This window comes from Aquisalimonas lutea, from assembly GCF_030409225.1.
Classification (GTDB): Bacteria; Pseudomonadota; Gammaproteobacteria; order Nitrococcales; family Aquisalimonadaceae; genus Aquisalimonas; species Aquisalimonas lutea.
The window spans coordinates 407361-424561 of the sequence record NZ_JAUFPK010000004.1; the positions used below are offsets into that span (position 1 = coordinate 407361).

Here is a 17201-nt window from a genome sequence, read left to right on the forward strand (position 1 = left end):
CAATCGGCCCTAGGACTCCCGCCGACCAGCCCCCTTGCCGATGTCGCGGGGCGCTTTCTCCGGCAGCAGGCCTTCCGGGCGCGTGATCAGGATCACCTGCAGCAGCACGCCGATCAGGATCACCCGCAGCGGCCCGGCATGGCCTCCGTAGCCCTCCGGGAGCACGCCGCGCATGACGAATTCGCTACCGGACCAGATGATCCATATGACGACCGCGCCGAGCAGCGCCCCCTTGTTGTTGCCGCTGCCCCCGGCGATGAGCATGACCCAGACGAGGAAAGTGCCGTACAGCGGCAGGAAGGCCTCCGGGCTGAGGAAGCCGAAGTGGTGCGCGTAGAGCCCGCCCCCCAGGCCCATGATTCCGGCGCCGACCACGAAGGCCTCGAGGCGGAAGCGGCCGACGTTCTTGCCGGCCGCCTCCGTGGCCGGCTCGTTCTCACGGACGGCGCGCAGGACCCGCCCCCAGGGTGAGCAGCGGGCCCGCTCCGCGAAGAAATACGCAATGCCGACGAATACCAGGACCACGAGCAGCGACCCCAGGCCCGACCCCAGGCCCAGGGCCTGGAATGTCCCGTCCAGCGGGCGCTGGATGCCCGACACCCCGCGAACGCCGTTGGTCAGCCAGCCCTCGTTGGCGATCACCAGGCGCAGTGTCTCGGCGATGCCAATGGTGGCAATGGCCAGGTAGTCCGTGCGCAACCGCGCCGTGATCCAGCCGACCGCGAGTCCGAGCAGCGCCGAAGCGGCCACGGCCCCGGCAAGGCCGACCAGGAACGGCTGATCGAAACCGCCCAGATGGCGGGTCGTCTCCGACGTGGTGAGGATCGCCGACGTGTAGGCGCCGATGGCGAAGAACCCGGCAATGCCGATGTTGAACTGCCCGGTGAGGCCCCACTGCATGTTCAGGCCCAGGGCAAGGACACTGTAGATGCCGACGAAGGTGAAGAACGAAACCAGGTACGCCGCAATGCCCGTGAGCTCCATTACCACGCTCCCTTGAGAATGCCGTGCGGCCGGACGATCAGGACGGCGACCATGATCACGAAGGCCACGGCGAGCTTGTACGAGGGATCAATGAACAGCGTCGAGATCTCCATGGCCAGGCCGATGAGCATGCCGCCGGCGATGGCGCCGTAGGGCCGGCCGATGCCGCCGACGATGGCGGCGGCGAAGATCGGCAGCAGCGTGCTCCAGCCCATCATCGGCGTCAGCCGCGAGTCCATGCCCAGCAGCACCCCGGCACCCGCCGCCAGGGCGCCGCCGATGATCCAGGTGATCATGATGACGCGCTCCGCCGGGATCCCGGTGACCAGTGCCAGGTCCATGTTGTCCGACATCGCCCGCATGGCCTTGCCGAGACGGGTCCGGGTCAGGAACAGGTGCAGCAGCGCCACCAGCACCACGGCGGCGAGCAGGATCCACACGTGGTTGGGAATGATCGACAGCTCCCAGATCTGCCACGGTCGCTGGATACCGCCGGGATAGCTGTAGACGTCGGGGCCCCAGATCACCTGCACTACGCTGCGAATGATGAGGCCCATGCCGAACGAGGAGATCAGCAGGATCACGGGCTGGGTGCGGCGGATCTGCCGGTAGACGGCCTGGTCGACCAGTACGGCGACGACGGCCGCGCCTGCCATGCCGGCCGGCAGCGCGAACCAGACCGGCGCACCGGTGAGGCTGAGGAACCCGAGCCCGCAGTACGCGCCCACGGTAAGCAGGTCGCCATGGGCAAAATGGGCGAAACGCAGGATCCCGAAGATCATGGACACGCCGATGGCGCCCAGGGTCAGTATGCTGCCGAGCACGATCCCGTAGATGCTCAGTTGCATCAGCTCGATGAGCGTATACACCGTTATCAGCCCCCCAGAAACATCTCGGCCACCTCGCGGTTGGCCAGCAGGTTCGGCCCCGTGTCCTCGAACCGGTTGGCGCCGGTGGCCAGGACGTAGCCCCGGTCGGCGATCGCCAGTGCCTGTTTCGCGTTCTGCTCAACCATCAGCACGCCGATGCCGAGATCGCGGATGCTGGCGATGCGCTGGAACGTCTCGTCGATCAGCCGGGGCGACAGGCCGGCCGTCGGCTCGTCCAGCATCAGGAGGCTGGGCTCGATCATCAGGGCGCGGCCCATGGCCACCATCTGCCGCTCGCCGCCGGACATCAGGCCCGCCTCCTGGCGACGCCGCTCTGCCAGGCGCGGGAACAGGCCGTACACCGTCTCCAGCCGCGGCCGGAGATCGCCCTTGAGGGCGTATCCCCCCATCTCCAGGTTCTCCTGCACGGTCAGGGACGGGAAGACGTTGTGCTCCTGGGGCACGTACGCGATCCCGCGCGTGACCATTGTCTCCGGGCGCCCGTTGGTAATCGGTGCGTCCCGGTAGACCACCTCCCCCGAGCGCACGTGGAGCAGCCCGAACACGGCCTTCATGAGGGTGGACTTCCCCGCCCCGTTGGCGCCGATGATGACGACGATCTCGTCCTTGTCCACGGCGATGCTCGCGCCGTTGAGGATATCGGCACCGCCGTACCCGCCGTAGATGTCGTTCGCGCGCAGCAGGCTCATTGCGCCTCGCCCTCCCGTGCCGCCGCGCCGCCGAGATAGGCCTCGCGCACCTCCTCGTTCTGGCGGATCTCGCTCATCTGTCCGGACGCGATGACCGCCCCGTTGGCCATGACGTGCACCGGATCACACAGCCGTGCGATCAGGTCCATGTCGTGCTCGATCAGGCAGAAGGTGTAGCCGCGCTCGCGGTTGAGGCGCTGGATGGCGTCCGTGATCCGGCCCAGCAGCGTGCGGTTGACCCCGGCGCCCGGCTCGTCGAGGAGTACGGCCCGCGCCTCCGTCATCATGGTGCGGCCCAGGTCGAGCAGCTTCTTCTGGCCGCCGGAGAGGTTGGCCGCCCGCTCGTCCGCCAGATGGCGGATGGACAGGAAATCGAGCACTTCCTCGGCCTGCTCCCGGACCGATGCCTCCTGGCGGCGTACCCGCCCCCACCTGAACCAGCTCGCCAGCAGGTTCTCGCCCGTCTGGCCCGGGGGTACCACCATCAGGTTCTCGCGGACGGTCATGCGCGCGAGCTCGTGGGGGATCTGGAAGGTGCGCACGAGGCCCTGGTGGAACAGCTGGTAGGGCGGATGGCCGGTAATGTCGCGATTGTCGAGGTAGACGCGCCCGTGATCCGGCCGGATGAGGCCGGCGACGATATTGAACAGCGTGCTCTTGCCCGCGCCGTTGGGGCCGATCAGCCCGGTAATGCTCCCGGGCTCGACCTCAAGCGACACGTCATGTACCGCCTGCAAGCCACCGAAGGATTTCGATATATTCTCGATTCTGATCACACGCGCACCCGTTTGCGTGTCCGATGACGCCAAGCTCAGGGATTGTACTGGTAACATTTCCCAGTTCAATCACTGAAAGGCGCGTGCGCGTGCGTCCCGTGCTCAGGCGCGCAGGATCTTCATGGCATTCGTGCCTCCGGACATCCCCTGGAAATCGCCCTTGGTGACGATGACCAGCTCGCCTTCGGTAACCAGGCCGGCGGATTTGAGCGTCTCCACCGCGTCCAGTACCACCATGGCCGCGTCGTGATGCATGATGTCGAAGGCCATGGGGAAGACGCCGCGGTAGAGCGCCGTGCGTCGGCGTGTCGTCTCGTGCTGGGTGAGTGCGTAGATGGGGATGCCGGAGCTGATCCGGGACATCCACAGCGGCGTGGAGCCGGACTCCGTCAGGGCGATGATGGCGCGTACGTCGAGGTGGTTGGCCGTGTACATGGAGGCCATGGCAATGGCCTCGTCAATGCGGTCGAAGTGGGAGTCCAGCCGGTGGTGGGACCGCTGTGTGGACCGCTGCCGCTCCGCCCCCAGGCAGATCCGGGCCATGGCCTCTACGGTCCGCACCGGGTAGGCCCCGGTCGCCGTCTCCGCGGACAGCATCACGGCATCGGTGCCGTCCATGACGGCGTTGGCGACGTCCATCACTTCCGCCCGGGTGGGCGTGGGGTGCGTGATCATGGACTCCATCATCTGCGTGGCCGTGATCACGGCGCGGTTCATGGTGCGGGCGGTAGTGATGATGCGCTTCTGGACCCCGGGCAGCTCCTCGTCGCCGATCTCCACGCCCAGGTCGCCGCGGGCCACCATGACCGCATCCGCCGCGCCGGTGATGGACTCGATGGCGGTGACCGCCTCCGCGCGTTCGATCTTGGCAACGATACCCGCCGCGCTCCCGCGGGCGTGGAGCAGCTCCCGGGCCTCGTCCAGGTCCGCCGCGGAGCGGGGGAAGGAGACGGCGACATAGTCTGCCGCCAGGGCCGCGACCGTCTCGATGTCCGCCCGGTCCTTGTCGGTCAGGGCCGGAGCCGACAACCCCCCGCCCTGGCGATTGATTCCCTTGTTGTTGGACAGCTCGCCGCCGAGATCCACGCGGCAGTGAATGCGCGGGCCGTCGACGCTGTCCACACGCAGCACGATCTGCCCGTCATCCAGCAGCAGCGTGTCGCCGGCGGCGACGTCCTGCGGCAGGGACTTGTAGGTCAGACCCACGGCCTCCCGCGTGCCCTCGTCCGCCGGCAGCTCGGCGTCCAGGCAGAATGCGCCGCCCTCCTCCAGGTGCACGGCCCCGTCGCGGAAGCGGTCGGTGCGGATCTTCGGCCCCTGGAGGTCTGCCAGGACGGCCACGTCCTGGCCCACTCGGTCCGCCGCTGCCCGGACGGCGGCGGCACGGTCGATATGCTCCTGTGCCTCGCCGTGGGAGAAATTCAGCCGTACCACCGAAACGCCCGCCCGGATGATCTCCTCCAGAACGGCCGGATCCTCGGTCGCCGGCCCCAGTGTGGCGACAATCTTTGTTCTACGCGGCAATGCCGGCTCTCCTCTCTTCGACGGCCTTTCAGGCCGTGTCTCGTGTGTTAGGTCGTTGTGCCACAAGCATGGCACGGTCGCGGAAACCCCGAAACGGATCGCCGATCCGCCCTTCCTCCCGGTAGACGACGGGGATCAGCGCGGCGAACAGCCGCAGCAGCTCGCCGTCGGCGAGAAGATAATCGGGGTTGGACGGGCCGCCGGGGGTGACCCGCGTACGGCAGAACGTCTGGTAGAAAAGCAGCCCCCCGGGACGCAGGGCGTCGGCGATGGCGGGACACAGCTCCCGGTGCAGGAAGGCGTTGACCACGATGACATCGAAGCCGCCGGGCGTCGGCGGGCTCGCAATCACGTCCCGCCGCCGGGCGGTCACGGGCAGGCCGTTGTCGCCGGCGTACGCATTGACGATGCGTGTGGCGACACCGGAGACATCCCAGGCTTCCGAGGCGATCCCCTGCCGTGCCAGGACCAGGGCGTTCGCGCCCAGGCCCGCGGCCAGGTCGAGCCCGAGGCCGCCGGCGGGTAGAAGGTGGAGGTTGTCGGTGAGGACCTGCGCCGGACGACCGTCCAGGGGCGACGCTGTGCTGTAGTGGCGATCCCAGCGGTTCGCCAGCGTCCCGTTCATTGCGCGCCGTCCCCGGGGAATGGTGCGGGTGGCCGGACTCGAACCGGCACGGGCCTGAGCCCAGCAGATTTTAAGTCTGCTATGTCTACCTGTTCCATCACACCCGCGACATCGGCCCGGACCCCGATCCGGTCGCTCGCGACCGCTTGCGTGCAGGCGTCCGGGATCGCGCCGGGATGCATGTTCGTAAAGATGGAGGCTCGGGCCGGAATCGAACCGACGTACGCGGATTTGCAGTCCGCTGCATCACCACTCTGCCACCGAGCCGTGTTATGGGGGAGTTTAACATCTCGCGCGATTGTGGCCACGGGGCAGCCACAAACGACAAACCCCGGCACGGGCCGGGGTTGCGATACCTGGAGCGGGAAACGAGACTCGAACTCGCGACCCCAACCTTGGCAAGGTTGTGCTCTACCAACTGAGCTATTCCCGCATCAAGACCGTGTATTCTATTCCTGCCGCCCCCGGTGTCAAGTCTCCGAGGCGGACGATCCCCTTTCCCGCGGCTCCGCCTCCAGTACCAGCCAGGCGGCGCGCAGGTACACGATCATGGACCACAGCGTGAGCGCCGCGGCAATGTAGAGCAGCAGCAGCCCCAGGATCGCGGTCGGCAGCCCCGCCACCGGTTGTCCGTAGAGCAGCATGATGATGGCCACCATCTGCGCCCCGGTCTTGAACTTGCCGATCACGCTCACGGCCACCGTCGCCCGCTTGCCCAGCTCCGCCATCCACTCCCGCAGCGCGGACACCGCGATCTCGCGGCCGATGATCACCGCCGCGGGCAATGCGAACAGCGGCGACGGATTGACCGCCACCAGGGCGACCAGGGCGACGGCGACCATGAGCTTGTCCGCCACCGGGTCCAGGAAGGCGCCGAACGCCGAGGTCTGCTGGAGCCGGCGGGCCAGCCAGCCGTCCAGCCAGTCCGTGACCGCGGCCAGGGCGAACACCGAGGCGGCGGCGAAACCGGACCAGCCGACCGGCAGGAAAAACACCAGACCGAAGATCGGAATCATCGCGATCCGGGCCAGTGTCAGGCTGTTGGGCAGATTCATCTGCATGGGCGAATCAGTCCTTAACATCACCGTGAAACGTGTCGTGAATGCGCCTTGCCATCTCCCGGCTCACTCCCGGGACCCGCTCCAGATCTTCAACACCCGCACGAGAAACCGCTTTCAAACCGCCGAATTGCTTGAGGATGTTCTGCCGCCGCTTGGGGCCGAGACCGGGGATGTCCTCCAGTCGTGAGCTCTTGCGCGTCTTGCTGCGGCGCGTCCGGTGTCCGGTGATGGCGAACCGGTGCGCCTCGTCGCGGATCTGCTGCAGAAGATGAAGTGCCGAGGAATCCGCCGGCAGTATAACCGTTTCATCCCTGTGCGGAAGATACAGCTTCTCCTCGCCGGGACGCCGGTCGGGCCCCTTGGCGATCCCTGCGATGATCACGCCGTCGACCTGCAGCTCCTCGAGCACGTCCACGGCCTGGCGCACCTGCCCCGGCCCGCCATCGATGATCAGCAGGTCCGGCAGCACCCCCTCGCCGCGCTTGAGCCGCAGGTACCGCCGCTCCAGGGCCTGGCGCATGGCGGCGTAGTCGTCCCCGGGCTCGATGTCCTCGATGTTGAACCGCCGGTAGTCGGACTTCACCGGCCCGTCGCGGTCGAAGACCACGCACGAAGCCACCGTGGCCTCGCCGCGGGTGTGGCTGATATCGAAGCACTCCAGCCGCTCCGGTACGGCCTCGAGGTCCAGCGCGCCCTGCAGCGCTTCCATCCGCCGGCCCTGCCCCGCCTGCTGCGCCGCGCGCGTCTGCAGCGCCGTGCGGGCGTTGTTCACGGCCATCTCGACCCAGCGCCTGCGATCGGAGCGCACCCGCTGGCGGATGTGCACGGCGTGGCCGGCATCCTGGGCCAGCGCGGTCTCCAGCACGGCGCGCTCGGGCACGTCGACGTTCACCAGGATCTCCGCCGGCGTATCCCGGCCCAGGTAGTAGCGCGCCAGGAAGGCGGACAGGATCTCCCCGGCGGAGGTGTCCTCCGGTGCCCGGGGGAAGAAGGTCTTGTTGCCCAGGTTCTGGCCGTTGCGGATCACGAACACCTGCACGCATACGCCGGAAGCCTCGGCAACGCAGGCCACCACGTCCAGGTCGCCCTTCTCGCCGGTGATCGCCTGCTTCTCCTGGATGCTCCGCAGCGTCGCGATGCGATCGCGCAGCTGCGCGGCCTTCTCGAAGTCCAGGGCCTCGGAGGCCTGCTCCATCTGCGTCACCAGGCGATCGATGACATCGCCGCTGCGCCCTTCCAGGAACATGATCGCGTGCTCGACGTCGCGGGCGTACTCCTCCGGCGAGATGTAGCCCACGCACGGCGCCGTGCAGCGCTTGATCTGGTACTGCAGGCACGGCCGCGAGCGGTTCGCGAAGAATGTGTCCTCGCACTGGCGCACCGGGAAGACCTTCTGCAGGTGGCTCAGGGTATCGCGCACGGCGCCGGCGCTCGGGAACGGGCCGAAATACCGCCCCGCGCCCCGGCGGGCGCCGCGGTGGAACGCCAGCCGCGGGAAGGTCTGCTGCGCCGACAGGTAGATGTAGGGGTAGCTCTTGTCGTCCCGGAGCAGCACGTTGTAGCGCGGGCTGTGCTCCTTGATGAGATTGTTCTCGAGGATCAGCGCCTCGGCCTCGGTGTGCGTGACCGTGAAGCCGATGTCGGCCACCTGCGCCACCATGGCCCGGGTGCGCGGGTTCCTGACCGAGGCGGTGAAGTAGCTGGCCACGCGCCGGCGAAGCTTGCGCGCCTTGCCCACGTAGAGCACCTCGCCGGCGGCATCCAGCATCCGGTAGACACCGGGCTGGTCCGGCAGGGAGCGCACCACGGCCTGGGGATCGAACTCGGCTTCCGTCATTCCTGCTCGCTGCTCCGGTGCGGCGCGTCACTCACGCCTACCCACGGAGGTACGGGTGGCAGCCACCCGGTTCAAGGGGCGGGCATCGCCCGGGGCGGCCGCGCGCTCAGGACATCTGATCGATCATGCCGTGGCGGATCGCCAGATGGGTCAGCTCGACGTCGGTTTCCACCCCGAGCTTCTCGTACAGGCGGTAGCGGTAGGTACTGATGGTCTTGGGGCTCAGGCACAGGGTGTCGGAGATCTCCTGCATCTTGTAGCCCTGGGTGACCATCATCATGACCTGGATCTCCCGCTGGGAGAGCTTGTCCAGGCCGCCGCGGGTGCCGTCGAACCCGGCCAGGGCCATCTGCCGGGCGATATCCGCGCCGATGTAGCGCTCTCCCCGCTGCACGGCCCGAATGGCGCCGATGATCTCCTGCTCGTCACAGCCCTTGGTGATGTATCCCATGGCCCCGGCTTCCATGAGCCTGCTGGGGTACGGCTCGTCCACATGGATGGTCAGGGCGATGATCCGCAGCTCCGGATCGATGCGGAGCAGCTTGCGCGTCGCCTCGAGCCCGCCGATCCCCGGCATGCTCACGTCCATGAGCACCACGTCGGGACCGGTGTCGCGAACCAGCTGCACGGCATCCTCGCCGCTGCCGGCCTCGCCGACGACCTCGATGTCCCAGGCGTCATCCAGCAGGCGGCGGATGCCGCTGCGAACGAGCTGGTGGTCGTCGACCAGTAGCACGCGCATGCTGACTCCTGTGCCCGTCAACGGCGGGCCGGGTTCCCTCGCTTCCATGATCCCTCCCCTGGCATCCGTTTCTCCCTGTCCCGCGATCATGATACGTCATCGACATCCGCCGCGTCGCCCTGCGCTCATGCCGCGCACCGCGACAAGCTGCTAGGGTATCCCGTCACGCAGCGTCACGCGAAAGGTTGCTCGATGACGGACACCAGCTACACGGCCCCGGTCGTACCCTTGTACCCGCGCAGCGGCGCCCCGGTCCCGCTGCGCGGGCTGTACCTGGAGGCGGAGCTGCCGGACAGCGGTCGCTGCGGCCCGTGGGTTTACAGCAACTTCGTCGCCACCCTGGACGGGCGCATCGCCCTGGCCGACCCGGAAACGGACCGCCTGGGCGTGCCGGCGAGCATCGCCGACCCGCGGGACTGGCGCCTGTTCCAGGAGCTCGCCGCGCGGGCGGATATCATCATCAGCAGCGGGCGCTACTTCCGGGACCTGCGGCTGGGCGCCGCCCAGGACGTACTGCCCCTGAGCTCCGCCCCGGATTTCCGCGACCTCCACGGCTGGCGCCGGGACAAGGGCCTGCCGCCGCAGCCGGACGTCGCCATCCTGTCCGCCAGCCTTGACTTCCGGCTTCCCGATGCGCTGTTCCGCCAGGGGCGGCAGGTCATCATCCTGACCACCCGCGATGCACCCGCCGAGGCGCGGGCGCGCCACGAGGCCGCCGGTGCGTCGGTGGTCGCCGTCAATGCCGGCGACGGCGTGGCGGGCGACGCCGCCATGCGTCACCTGGGCGCGTGCGGGTACCGGCGCGCGTACTCCGTAACGGGGCCCTATGTCCTGCATACCCTGCTGGCCGCGGACGCCCTGGACGCCCTGTTCCTGACCCAGCGCTATCGCCTGGTGGGCGGCGCGTCGTACCGCACCATCACCGAGGGGCCGGCGCTCCGGCCCCCGGTGGACGGCCGCCTGGAATCCCTCTACCTGGACGCCGACGGCCCGGATGCGGCGCAGCAGTTCGCCCGCTTCACTCTGGAATCCCACCCCGGGTCAGCGCCCGCGGATCCATGATGCGCTCCAGCTCGGACCGATCCAGATCGGTCATCTCCTCGGCGACGTCCAGCACCGACCGACCCTCGGCGTAGGCCTGCTTGGCCACCTTGGCGCCGAGCTCGTAGCCGATGACGCTGTTGAGCGCCGTGACCAGGATGGGGTTGCGGGCCAGGGCGTCATCCAGGTTGGCCTGGTTGACAGTGAAGCCGGCAATGGCGCGATCCGCCAGGAGCGCGCCGGTGTTCGCAAGGAGATCAATGCTCTGGAGCACGTTGTGGGCAACCAGGGGCAGCATCACGTTGAGCTGGAAGTTCCCCGACTGGCCCGCCACCGCCACGCTGGCATCGTTGCCCATCACCTGCGCCGCCACCATGGCCGCCGACTCCGGAATCACCGGGTTGACCTTGCCGGGCATGATGCTGGACCCGGGCTGCAGCGCCGGCAGGCTGATCTCGCCGAGCCCCGCCAGCGGGCCGCTGTTCATCCAGCGCAGATCGTTGGCGATCTTCATGTAGGCCACCGCCAGGGCCCGCAACTGCCCGGACAGCTCCACCGCGGCATCCTGGCTGCTCAGGGCCGCGAAGCGGTTGTCCGCGGCCTGGAAGGCCACGCCCGTGCGCTCCGCCAGCCGGGCGGCAAAGCGCCGGGCGAACTCCGGATGGGCATTGATGCCGGTGCCCACCGCCGTGCCGCCCTGGGCCAGGGCCCGCACCCGCGGCAGGCTGTCAGTGAGGCGCTCGCGGCCCTGCCGGATCTGCGCCGCCCAGCCGGACAGCTCCTGGCCCAGCGTCACCGGCATGGCATCCATGAGGTGGGTGCGCCCGGTCTTCGCAACGCCCTCCAGCTCGGCGGCGCGCTTCTCGATGGCCTGCTCCAGGTGGGTCAGCGCGGGCAGCAGCCGCTGCTCGCACTCCAGCACGGCGCTGACGTGGATCGCCGTGGGGATGACGTCGTTGCTGCTCTGCCCCATGTTGACGTGATCATTGGCGTGCACCGTGATCCCGGCCTGCCGGCTCGCCAGGTGGGCGATCACCTCGTTGGCGTTCATGTTGCTGCTGGTCCCGGAGCCGGTCTGGAAGACATCCACCGGGAAGTGCTCGTCGTGGTCGCCGTCGGCGACCGCGCTGGCCGCGGTAACGATGGCATCGGCCACCGTGGCGTCCAGCAGGCCGAGATCGCGGTTCACCTCCGCCGCGGTGGCCTTGATCAGGCCCAGGGCCCGGATGAAGGGCCGGCTCATGGGGATCCCGCTGACCGGGAAGTTGTCCACCGCGCGCTGCGTCTGGGCGCCGTAAAGGGCCTGCGCCGGCACGCGCAGCTCGCCCATGCTGTCTTTCTCGGTGCGATACTCGGCCATAGATCGTTCTCCTTACAAAGTGTCCGGATACACGGCGGTCGTCGCCGCTGCATCCTGCTAGAATACCCGCCGCGACGGAACCGCCGGTCTGCCCTCCGCGCGGTTCCCTGAGAAACCACCAGCCAGCGGAGCCACCATGGAACTGACGCGACTCACCGCGCTTTCCCCCGTCGACGGCCGCTACGGCGGCAAGACCGAAGCCCTGCAGCCCGTGTTCAGCGAGTACGGTCTCATCCGGCACCGCCTCATCGTCGAGGTCCGCTGGCTGCAGGCCCTGGCGGCGGAGCCGGCGATCGGCGAAGTACCGCCGCTGTCGGCCGGGGCCGACGAGGTGCTCGACGGGCTCATCCGCGACTTCGACGTCTCCGACGCCGAGCGGGTCAAGGCCCTGGAGGCCGAGACCAACCACGACGTCAAGGCCGTGGAGTACTTCATCAAGGAGCGGATCGCCCGTCACCGCGAGCTCGCCGCCATCAGCGAGTTCGTGCATTTTGCCTGTACTTCCGAAGACATCAACAACCTCGCCTACGCGCTCATGCTCAGCGCCGCCCGGGAGCACACCCTCCTGCCGGCGCTGGACCGGGTCCTGGGCGCAATCCGGGAACTGGCTCACGCGCACGCCGACGTACCCATGCTGGCCCGTACCCACGGCCAGCCCGCCTCCCCCACGACCCTGGGCAAGGAGATGGCCAACGTCGCCGCCCGCATCCAGCGGCAGCGCGAGCAGATCGCCGCCGTCGCGATCCTGGGCAAGATCAATGGCGCGGTGGGCAACTACAATGCCCACATGGTCGCCTACCCGGACGTCGACTGGCCCGCATTCTCAAGGCGTTACGTGGAATCCCTGGGTCTGGACTGGAACCCCTACACCACGCAGATCGAGCCCCACGACTACGTCGCCGAGCTGTTCGACGCGTGCAGCCGGGTCAATACCGTGCTCATCGATTTCAGCCGGGATGTCTGGGGCTACATCGCCTGGGGCTATTTCAAGCAGAACCTGGTGGCCGGCGAAGTGGGCTCGTCCACCATGCCGCACAAGGTCAACCCCATCGACTTCGAGAACGCCGAGGGCAATCTCGGCATGGCCAATGCGGTGTTCGATCATCTCGGCGGCAAGCTGCCCATCTCCCGCTGGCAGCGGGATCTCACCGATTCCACGGTGCTGCGCAACCTGGGCACGGGGATCGCGCACTCGCTGATCGCCTACGAGGCCCTGCTCAAGGGCACGGGCAAGCTCGCGGTGAACCACGAGCGCATCGCCGAGGACCTGGAAGGCAACTGGGAGGTGCTCGCGGAGGCGATCCAGACCGTGATGCGCCGCCACGGCATCGAGGCCCCGTACGAGAAGCTCAAGGAGCTCACCCGCGGCCATCGGGTCGACGCCGCCGGCATGCAGGCATTCATCGACCGCCTCGCGCTTCCGGAGGAGACGCGGCGCCGCCTGCGCGCCCTGACGCCGGCGCGCTACACCGGCAACGCCGCCGAGCAGGCCCGTAACGTGTAATCGACCCCGGGGAGCCGAGCATGACGGAACAAGACAAGCGCTACCGGATCACCACCGCCGCCGAGGCCGTCGCAGCGGTGGACGAGAGCCTGGCCGAGGCCCGGCGCAGCATCGATCTGCTCAGTCCCGGGCTGGACCCGGCGCTGTACGACCGCCTGGAAGTGGTGGATGCCGTCCGGCAGCTGATCGCCGGCGCGGGCCGCCGCGCCAGCGTGCGCGTACTCATCCGCGACGGCAGCGAGATCGCCCGCCGCGGCCACCGCCTGGCAGCGCTGGCGCAACAGCTGACGTCCGCCCTGGAGGTCCGCCGGCTGGCCGAGGACGACGCCAACGACGATACCGCCTGCCTCATCGTCGACCGCCGGCGGGTCATCCGCTGGCAGCCCGGCAGCGGCTACGCCGGGCAGGTGGATCCGCATGCCCCGGGCGTGGCCCGGCGGACGGAAACGGAGTTTACTGAACGCTGGGAGCGGGCCGAGCCCGAGCCGGAGTTCCGACGGTTGGTGCTGTAACGCAGCACAGGGAGGCAGTCATGACGTACACGCACCGAAGTCGCCCGGCCATCCGTCTCGGCCGCGCCCTGATCGCGGCGGCACTCGCCGCCGCCCTGTCGGCAGCCGCCGCCGATCTCCACACCGTCGATCTGCGGCACCGCACGGCCGAGAGCATCGTTGCCGACGTGCGGGCCCTCGCGGACGAGGGGGTAACCATCATCCCCGACGGCACGCGGCTGCTGGTCCGCGGCACGGAGGCGCAGGTGGCGTCCGTGCGTAACGCCGCCCGGCGCCTGGATCAACCGGTGCAGCGGGTCCGCGTCAGCGTGCGCAGCGGCGAGCCGACCCAGCTGCGGCGCGAGGGCATCGGCGTCGGCGATGACGGCCTTCGGGTCCGCGGCACGCGGCAACGGGACCGACGGGATACGGAGCAGACGGTGACCGGCATTGCCGGCGAGCCCCTGCGCATCAGCAGCGGCGAGGAGCGCGGCCGCACCCGCAGCCGCCTGATCCTGGGCGGCAGCCGGCCCGGCGTCGGTGAAAGCCGCGAGTACGTTACGGCGGAACGCGGCTTCTACGCGCGCCCGCAGATCCACGGAGACACCGTGACGGTCACCCTAGCGGCCACCCGCCAGGCGTTCGGCAACCGCGGCGAGCGCGCGGGAAGCGACGTCACCACCACCGTCACCGGTCCCCTCGGAGAATGGTTGCGTGTCGCCTCGTCGGGTACGATCCGGGAAGGCGATCGGGGCAGCATCGGCAGTGACGCCGACCGCGGCGCCCGGTACAGCACCCGGCGCTCCGACGAGGGAACCGTGTGGTGGCTGCGCGTCGAGCGCATCGGCCGCTGATCCTGCGGGCCGTCCCGGGCATTGTCAGATTCCTGCATCGTCGTGCGTCTTGCCGGCAGGGTGCGCGTCAGCCATTACCCCACAGATCGAGCAGCCGTTCCCGGTTCAGGGCCAGCCACTGCAGGGCGATGATGGGCATGGCGCTGTTGATCATGCCGTTGTCCAGCATGTCCATGGCCTCGTCGAACGGCAGCACGTGCACGCGGATGTCCTCGCCTTCGTCGTCCAGCCCGTGGATGCCGCCGCCCTCGCCGGCGTCCACCCGGGCGCAGAACAGGCTCACCAGCTCCGAGGACGCCCCGGGCGTCGGGTAGTAGTCGCAGATCCGCCACAGATCCTGCAGCGCCAGGTCCGCCTCCTCTTCCGCCTCCCGGTGCGCCACGGCCTCGATGGCCTCGTTGGGCTCGGCGTAGCCCGCCACGGTCTCCAGCAACCATGCCCCGGTCGCGGCCTCCAGCGCCCCGATGCGGAACTGCTCCACCAGCACCACCGCATCCCGCGCCGGGTCGTAGGGCAGTACGGCGGCGACGCGGCCGCGCCGGAACAGCTCGCGTACGATCTCGCCGCTGAGCCCGCCGGAGAACAGGCCGTGCCGCAGACGGTAGCGTTCCAGGGTGAAGAATCCCTGGTAGGCGACGGATTGTTCGAGGATATCCACGGGTCTCGTCATGTGCGCGCCGTCCTTCGACTGCCTCGGTCAGGGAGCCCGGAACACGGCCATGCTCTCCACGTGCGCCGTGTGCGGGAACATGTCCATGACGCCGGCGCTGACCAGCCGATAGCCGTGGCCGTGCACCAGCGTGCCGGCATCCCGGGCCAGCGTCGCCGGGTTGCAGGAGATATAGACAATGGTCCCGGCACCGAGCCCGGCGATCCGGGGCAGGACCTCCGCGGCCCCCGAGCGCGGCGGATCCAGCAGGACCCGGTCGAAGCCGCCCTCCAGCCAGTCCGGGGCGGTACCGTCCTGCGCCAGGTCGGCGGCATGGAAATGCGCATTCGTCAGGCCGTTGCGCTCGGCATTCTCCCGGGCCCGGGCGACCAGGTGCGGATCGCCCTCCACGCCGACGACCGAGCCGGCCCGGCGGGCCAGCGGCAGGGAGAAATTGCCCAGGCCGCAGAACAGGTCCAGGATCCGCTCGCCGGGCTGCGGATCGAGCCATGCCAGCGCCCGGCCGACCATGGCCTCGTTGATGGCCGCGTTGACCTGGGTGAAATCGGTGGGCTGGAAGGCGATCTCCGGCTCGTCCGGGGCGGGACGGTAGGCAAGCTCCGGGGCCGCGGGCCAGATCGGGGCCACCGTGTCCTCGTTGCCGGGCTGCTCGTAGACGGCCAGGTCGTGTTCCCGCGCGAAACCCGCCAGCCGGCTGTAGTCGGCGTCCGTGAACGGCCGCAGGTTGCGGAACACCAGGGCCGTGCCGGTGTCGCCGATGGCCACCTCGATCTGGGGAATGCGATCCCGGCAGGACAGGCCGGCGACGAGATCGCTGAGCTCGGTAAGCCGCCCTCCCACGCGCGGATCCAGTACGTGGCATTCCGTCATGTCGGCGACATAGGGGCTGTGCTTCTCGCGGAAGCCCACCAGTACCCGCCCCTTGGCGGCAACATCCTTGACCGCGAGCCGCGCCTTGCGGCGGTAGCCCCACACCGGGCCCGTCAGCGGCTCCAGGACCGCGTCCGGCGTAACCTCGCCGATGTGCCGGAGCTGCTCGAGCAGGACGCCCTCCTTGAAGCGGATCTGCGCCTCCGGCGGCATGTGCTGCAGGCTGCAGCCGCCGCAGACACCGAAGAACGGGCAGCGCGGCTCGATGCGCTCGGGGGATGCCTCCAGCACCGCCTCCAGCCGCGCCTCGTCGAACCGGCGGTGGCGGCGCACATAGCGCATGCGCACCTGCTCACCGGGCAGCGCGCCGTGGACGAACACGGTCTTGCCATCCACGTGGGTGACGCCGCGGCCCTCGTGGCTGAGGCCCTCGATGGCGACATCCACCGGCTCCGGCGGAAGCCGCGGGCGGCGACGCCGCTTAGCCATCGGTGGTTTCCTCCAGCGCGCCCCGCGGCCAGGCGTCCAGGAACGCCCGGAAGTGATCACGGCCGTCCGCCTCCAGAGTCTCGCGCACGACCCCGCATTCGCGGGCGTAGCCGGCGCGGTCCAGGTGCCCCCGCAGGAGCTGGAAGCGCAGCCAGACCAGGTAGGTATTGAGCACGTCCGTCTCGCAGTAGTCGCGCACGCCGGCGAAGTTGCCCGCGGTGATGGCCTCGTGGACCTGGCCGCCGCTCATGCCCATCTTGCCCGGGAATCCGCACAGGCTGGCGATCTCGTCCAGTGGCGCATTGGCCCGCGGCTGGAAGCCCGCGAGCATGTCCATGAGATCCGTATGGCGCTCGTGGAAACGGTTGAGGTAGTTGTTCCACCGGAACGACTGCTCGCTGGCACCGGTTTCCCAGTAGCGCGGCGCACTGAGCCCGTGATGCAGGGCGCGATAGTGCAGGACCGGCAGATCGAAGCCGCTGCCGTTCCACGACACCAGCGTCGGCGCGAAGCGGTCGATGCCGTCATAGAAGCGCTGGATGACGTCCGCCTCGTCGTCGCCGCCCTCGCCCAGGGACCACACCCGGAAGCGGTCACCGCTGCGCATGGCGATGGAGATCACCACCACGCGGTGCAGGTGCAGGCGCAGGAAATCCGAGCCGCCGGTCTCCTGCCGGCGCAGGGCGCGCCCGGCCTCCACCACCCCGGCGTCGTCCAGGTCGTGCAGCCCGTGCAGCGCGCGCAGCCCGGCGACGTCCGGTACGGTCTCGATGTCGAACACGAATACGCTCATG

17 protein-coding genes and 3 tRNA genes are annotated in these 17201 nt (G+C 69.0%); 4 read left to right on the forward strand and 16 right to left on the reverse strand.

Features of this window, described 5'->3' with window-relative positions; all coding sequences use genetic code 11:
• Nucleotides 1-9 precede the first annotated feature (9 nt).
• The 12 genes from QWY84_RS13035 to uvrY all read right to left on the reverse strand — a co-directional run bounded on the left by QWY84_RS13035 (nt 10) and on the right by uvrY (nt 9128).
• Nucleotides 10-984 carry a branched-chain amino acid ABC transporter permease gene (locus QWY84_RS13035; protein ID WP_290203148.1) on the reverse strand — a complete coding sequence of 325 codons (975 nt, stop codon included), beginning with the start codon at nt 982-984 and terminating at the stop codon, nt 10-12.
• Complete coding sequence (locus tag QWY84_RS13040; RefSeq protein WP_290203149.1) at nt 984-1853, reverse strand: branched-chain amino acid ABC transporter permease; 870 nt, start codon at nt 1851-1853, stop codon at nt 984-986. The genes QWY84_RS13035 and QWY84_RS13040 overlap by 1 nt, the downstream gene beginning before the upstream one ends.
• A 5-nt stretch (nt 1854-1858) precedes the next feature.
• A complete protein-coding gene (locus tag QWY84_RS13045; protein WP_290203150.1) occupies nt 1859-2563 on the reverse strand; it encodes an ABC transporter ATP-binding protein in 705 nt (234 codons plus the stop codon).
• Nucleotides 2560-3282, reverse strand: a complete 723-nt coding sequence (locus tag QWY84_RS13050) for an ABC transporter ATP-binding protein (RefSeq protein ID WP_290203151.1) — start codon at nt 3280-3282, stop codon at nt 2560-2562. Before QWY84_RS13050 ends, QWY84_RS13045 begins: the two co-directional genes overlap by 4 nt.
• A 159-nt stretch (nt 3283-3441) precedes the next feature.
• Nucleotides 3442-4863 (reverse strand): pyruvate kinase, encoded by a 1422-nt coding sequence (gene pyk / locus QWY84_RS13055; protein ID WP_290203152.1) that lies wholly within the window; start codon nt 4861-4863, stop codon nt 3442-3444.
• A 28-nt stretch (nt 4864-4891) separates the two neighbouring features.
• Entirely contained in the window at nt 4892-5488 is a 597-nt protein-coding gene (locus tag QWY84_RS13060; protein ID WP_290203153.1) for a class I SAM-dependent methyltransferase, read from the reverse strand.
• Nucleotides 5489-5508: 20 nt separating this feature from the next.
• Nucleotides 5509-5595: transfer RNA gene (locus tag QWY84_RS13065), tRNA-Leu, on the reverse strand.
• An 86-nt stretch (nt 5596-5681) separates the two neighbouring features.
• Nucleotides 5682-5755: transfer RNA gene (locus QWY84_RS13070), tRNA-Cys, on the reverse strand.
• A 90-nt stretch (nt 5756-5845) separates the two neighbouring features.
• Nucleotides 5846-5921 (reverse strand) — tRNA-Gly (locus QWY84_RS13075).
• 37 nt (nt 5922-5958) lie between these two features.
• Nucleotides 5959-6549 (reverse strand): CDP-diacylglycerol--glycerol-3-phosphate 3-phosphatidyltransferase, encoded by a 591-nt coding sequence (gene pgsA / locus QWY84_RS13080; RefSeq protein ID WP_290203154.1) that lies wholly within the window; start codon nt 6547-6549, stop codon nt 5959-5961.
• Nucleotides 6550-6556: 7 nt separating this feature from the next.
• Nucleotides 6557-8386 (reverse strand): excinuclease ABC subunit UvrC, encoded by a 1830-nt coding sequence (gene uvrC / locus QWY84_RS13085; RefSeq protein ID WP_290203155.1) that lies wholly within the window; start codon nt 8384-8386, stop codon nt 6557-6559.
• 106 nt (nt 8387-8492) lie between these two features.
• Entirely contained in the window at nt 8493-9128 is a 636-nt protein-coding gene (gene uvrY / locus QWY84_RS13090) for a UvrY/SirA/GacA family response regulator transcription factor (protein WP_290203156.1), read from the reverse strand.
• 192 nt (nt 9129-9320) lie between these two features.
• Here uvrY and QWY84_RS13095 point away from each other — a divergent pair, with 192 nt between their 5' ends.
• Nucleotides 9321-10190 carry a RibD family protein gene (locus tag QWY84_RS13095; protein WP_290203157.1) on the forward strand — a complete coding sequence of 290 codons (870 nt, stop codon included), beginning with the start codon at nt 9321-9323 and terminating at the stop codon, nt 10188-10190.
• Here QWY84_RS13095 and QWY84_RS13100 read toward each other — a convergent pair.
• Complete coding sequence (locus QWY84_RS13100; RefSeq protein WP_290203158.1) at nt 10147-11529, reverse strand: class II fumarate hydratase; 1383 nt, start codon at nt 11527-11529, stop codon at nt 10147-10149. The genes QWY84_RS13095 and QWY84_RS13100 overlap by 44 nt on opposite strands.
• A gap of 136 nt (nt 11530-11665) precedes the next feature.
• Between QWY84_RS13100 and purB the strand changes: the two genes are divergently transcribed.
• Genes purB through QWY84_RS13115 form a run of 3 tightly spaced genes read left to right on the forward strand, consistent with a single transcriptional unit; the run spans nt 11666 to nt 14378 of the window.
• Nucleotides 11666-13033: an adenylosuccinate lyase gene (gene purB / locus QWY84_RS13105; protein ID WP_290203159.1), complete on the forward strand. Its 1368-nt coding sequence runs from the start codon at nt 11666-11668 to the stop codon at nt 13031-13033.
• A gap of 20 nt (nt 13034-13053) precedes the next feature.
• The gene (locus QWY84_RS13110) at nt 13054-13545 is read left to right on the forward strand and encodes a DUF7931 domain-containing protein (protein ID WP_290203160.1); all 492 of its coding nucleotides are present in this window, start codon (nt 13054-13056) and stop codon (nt 13543-13545) included.
• 20 nt (nt 13546-13565) lie between these two features.
• Nucleotides 13566-14378, forward strand: a complete 813-nt coding sequence (locus QWY84_RS13115; RefSeq protein ID WP_290203161.1) for a secretin N-terminal domain-containing protein — start codon at nt 13566-13568, stop codon at nt 14376-14378.
• A 67-nt stretch (nt 14379-14445) separates the two neighbouring features.
• Here QWY84_RS13115 and QWY84_RS13120 read toward each other — a convergent pair whose 3' ends face one another.
• From QWY84_RS13120 to QWY84_RS13130, 3 genes are read right to left on the reverse strand one after another with little or no spacing between them, the layout of a single operon-like run.
• Nucleotides 14446-15048, reverse strand: coding sequence for an NUDIX domain-containing protein (locus QWY84_RS13120; protein WP_290203162.1), 603 nt, complete (start codon nt 15046-15048; stop codon nt 14446-14448).
• A gap of 27 nt (nt 15049-15075) precedes the next feature.
• On the reverse strand, nt 15076-16407 hold the full coding sequence (gene rlmD / locus QWY84_RS13125) for a 23S rRNA (uracil(1939)-C(5))-methyltransferase RlmD (RefSeq protein ID WP_290203163.1): 1332 nt from the start codon (nt 16405-16407) through the stop codon (nt 15076-15078).
• Nucleotides 16400-17200: a 3'-5' exonuclease gene (locus QWY84_RS13130; protein WP_290203164.1), complete on the reverse strand. Its 801-nt coding sequence runs from the start codon at nt 17198-17200 to the stop codon at nt 16400-16402. The genes rlmD and QWY84_RS13130 overlap by 8 nt, the downstream gene beginning before the upstream one ends.
• Between the last annotated feature and the right edge of the window lies 1 nt (nt 17201).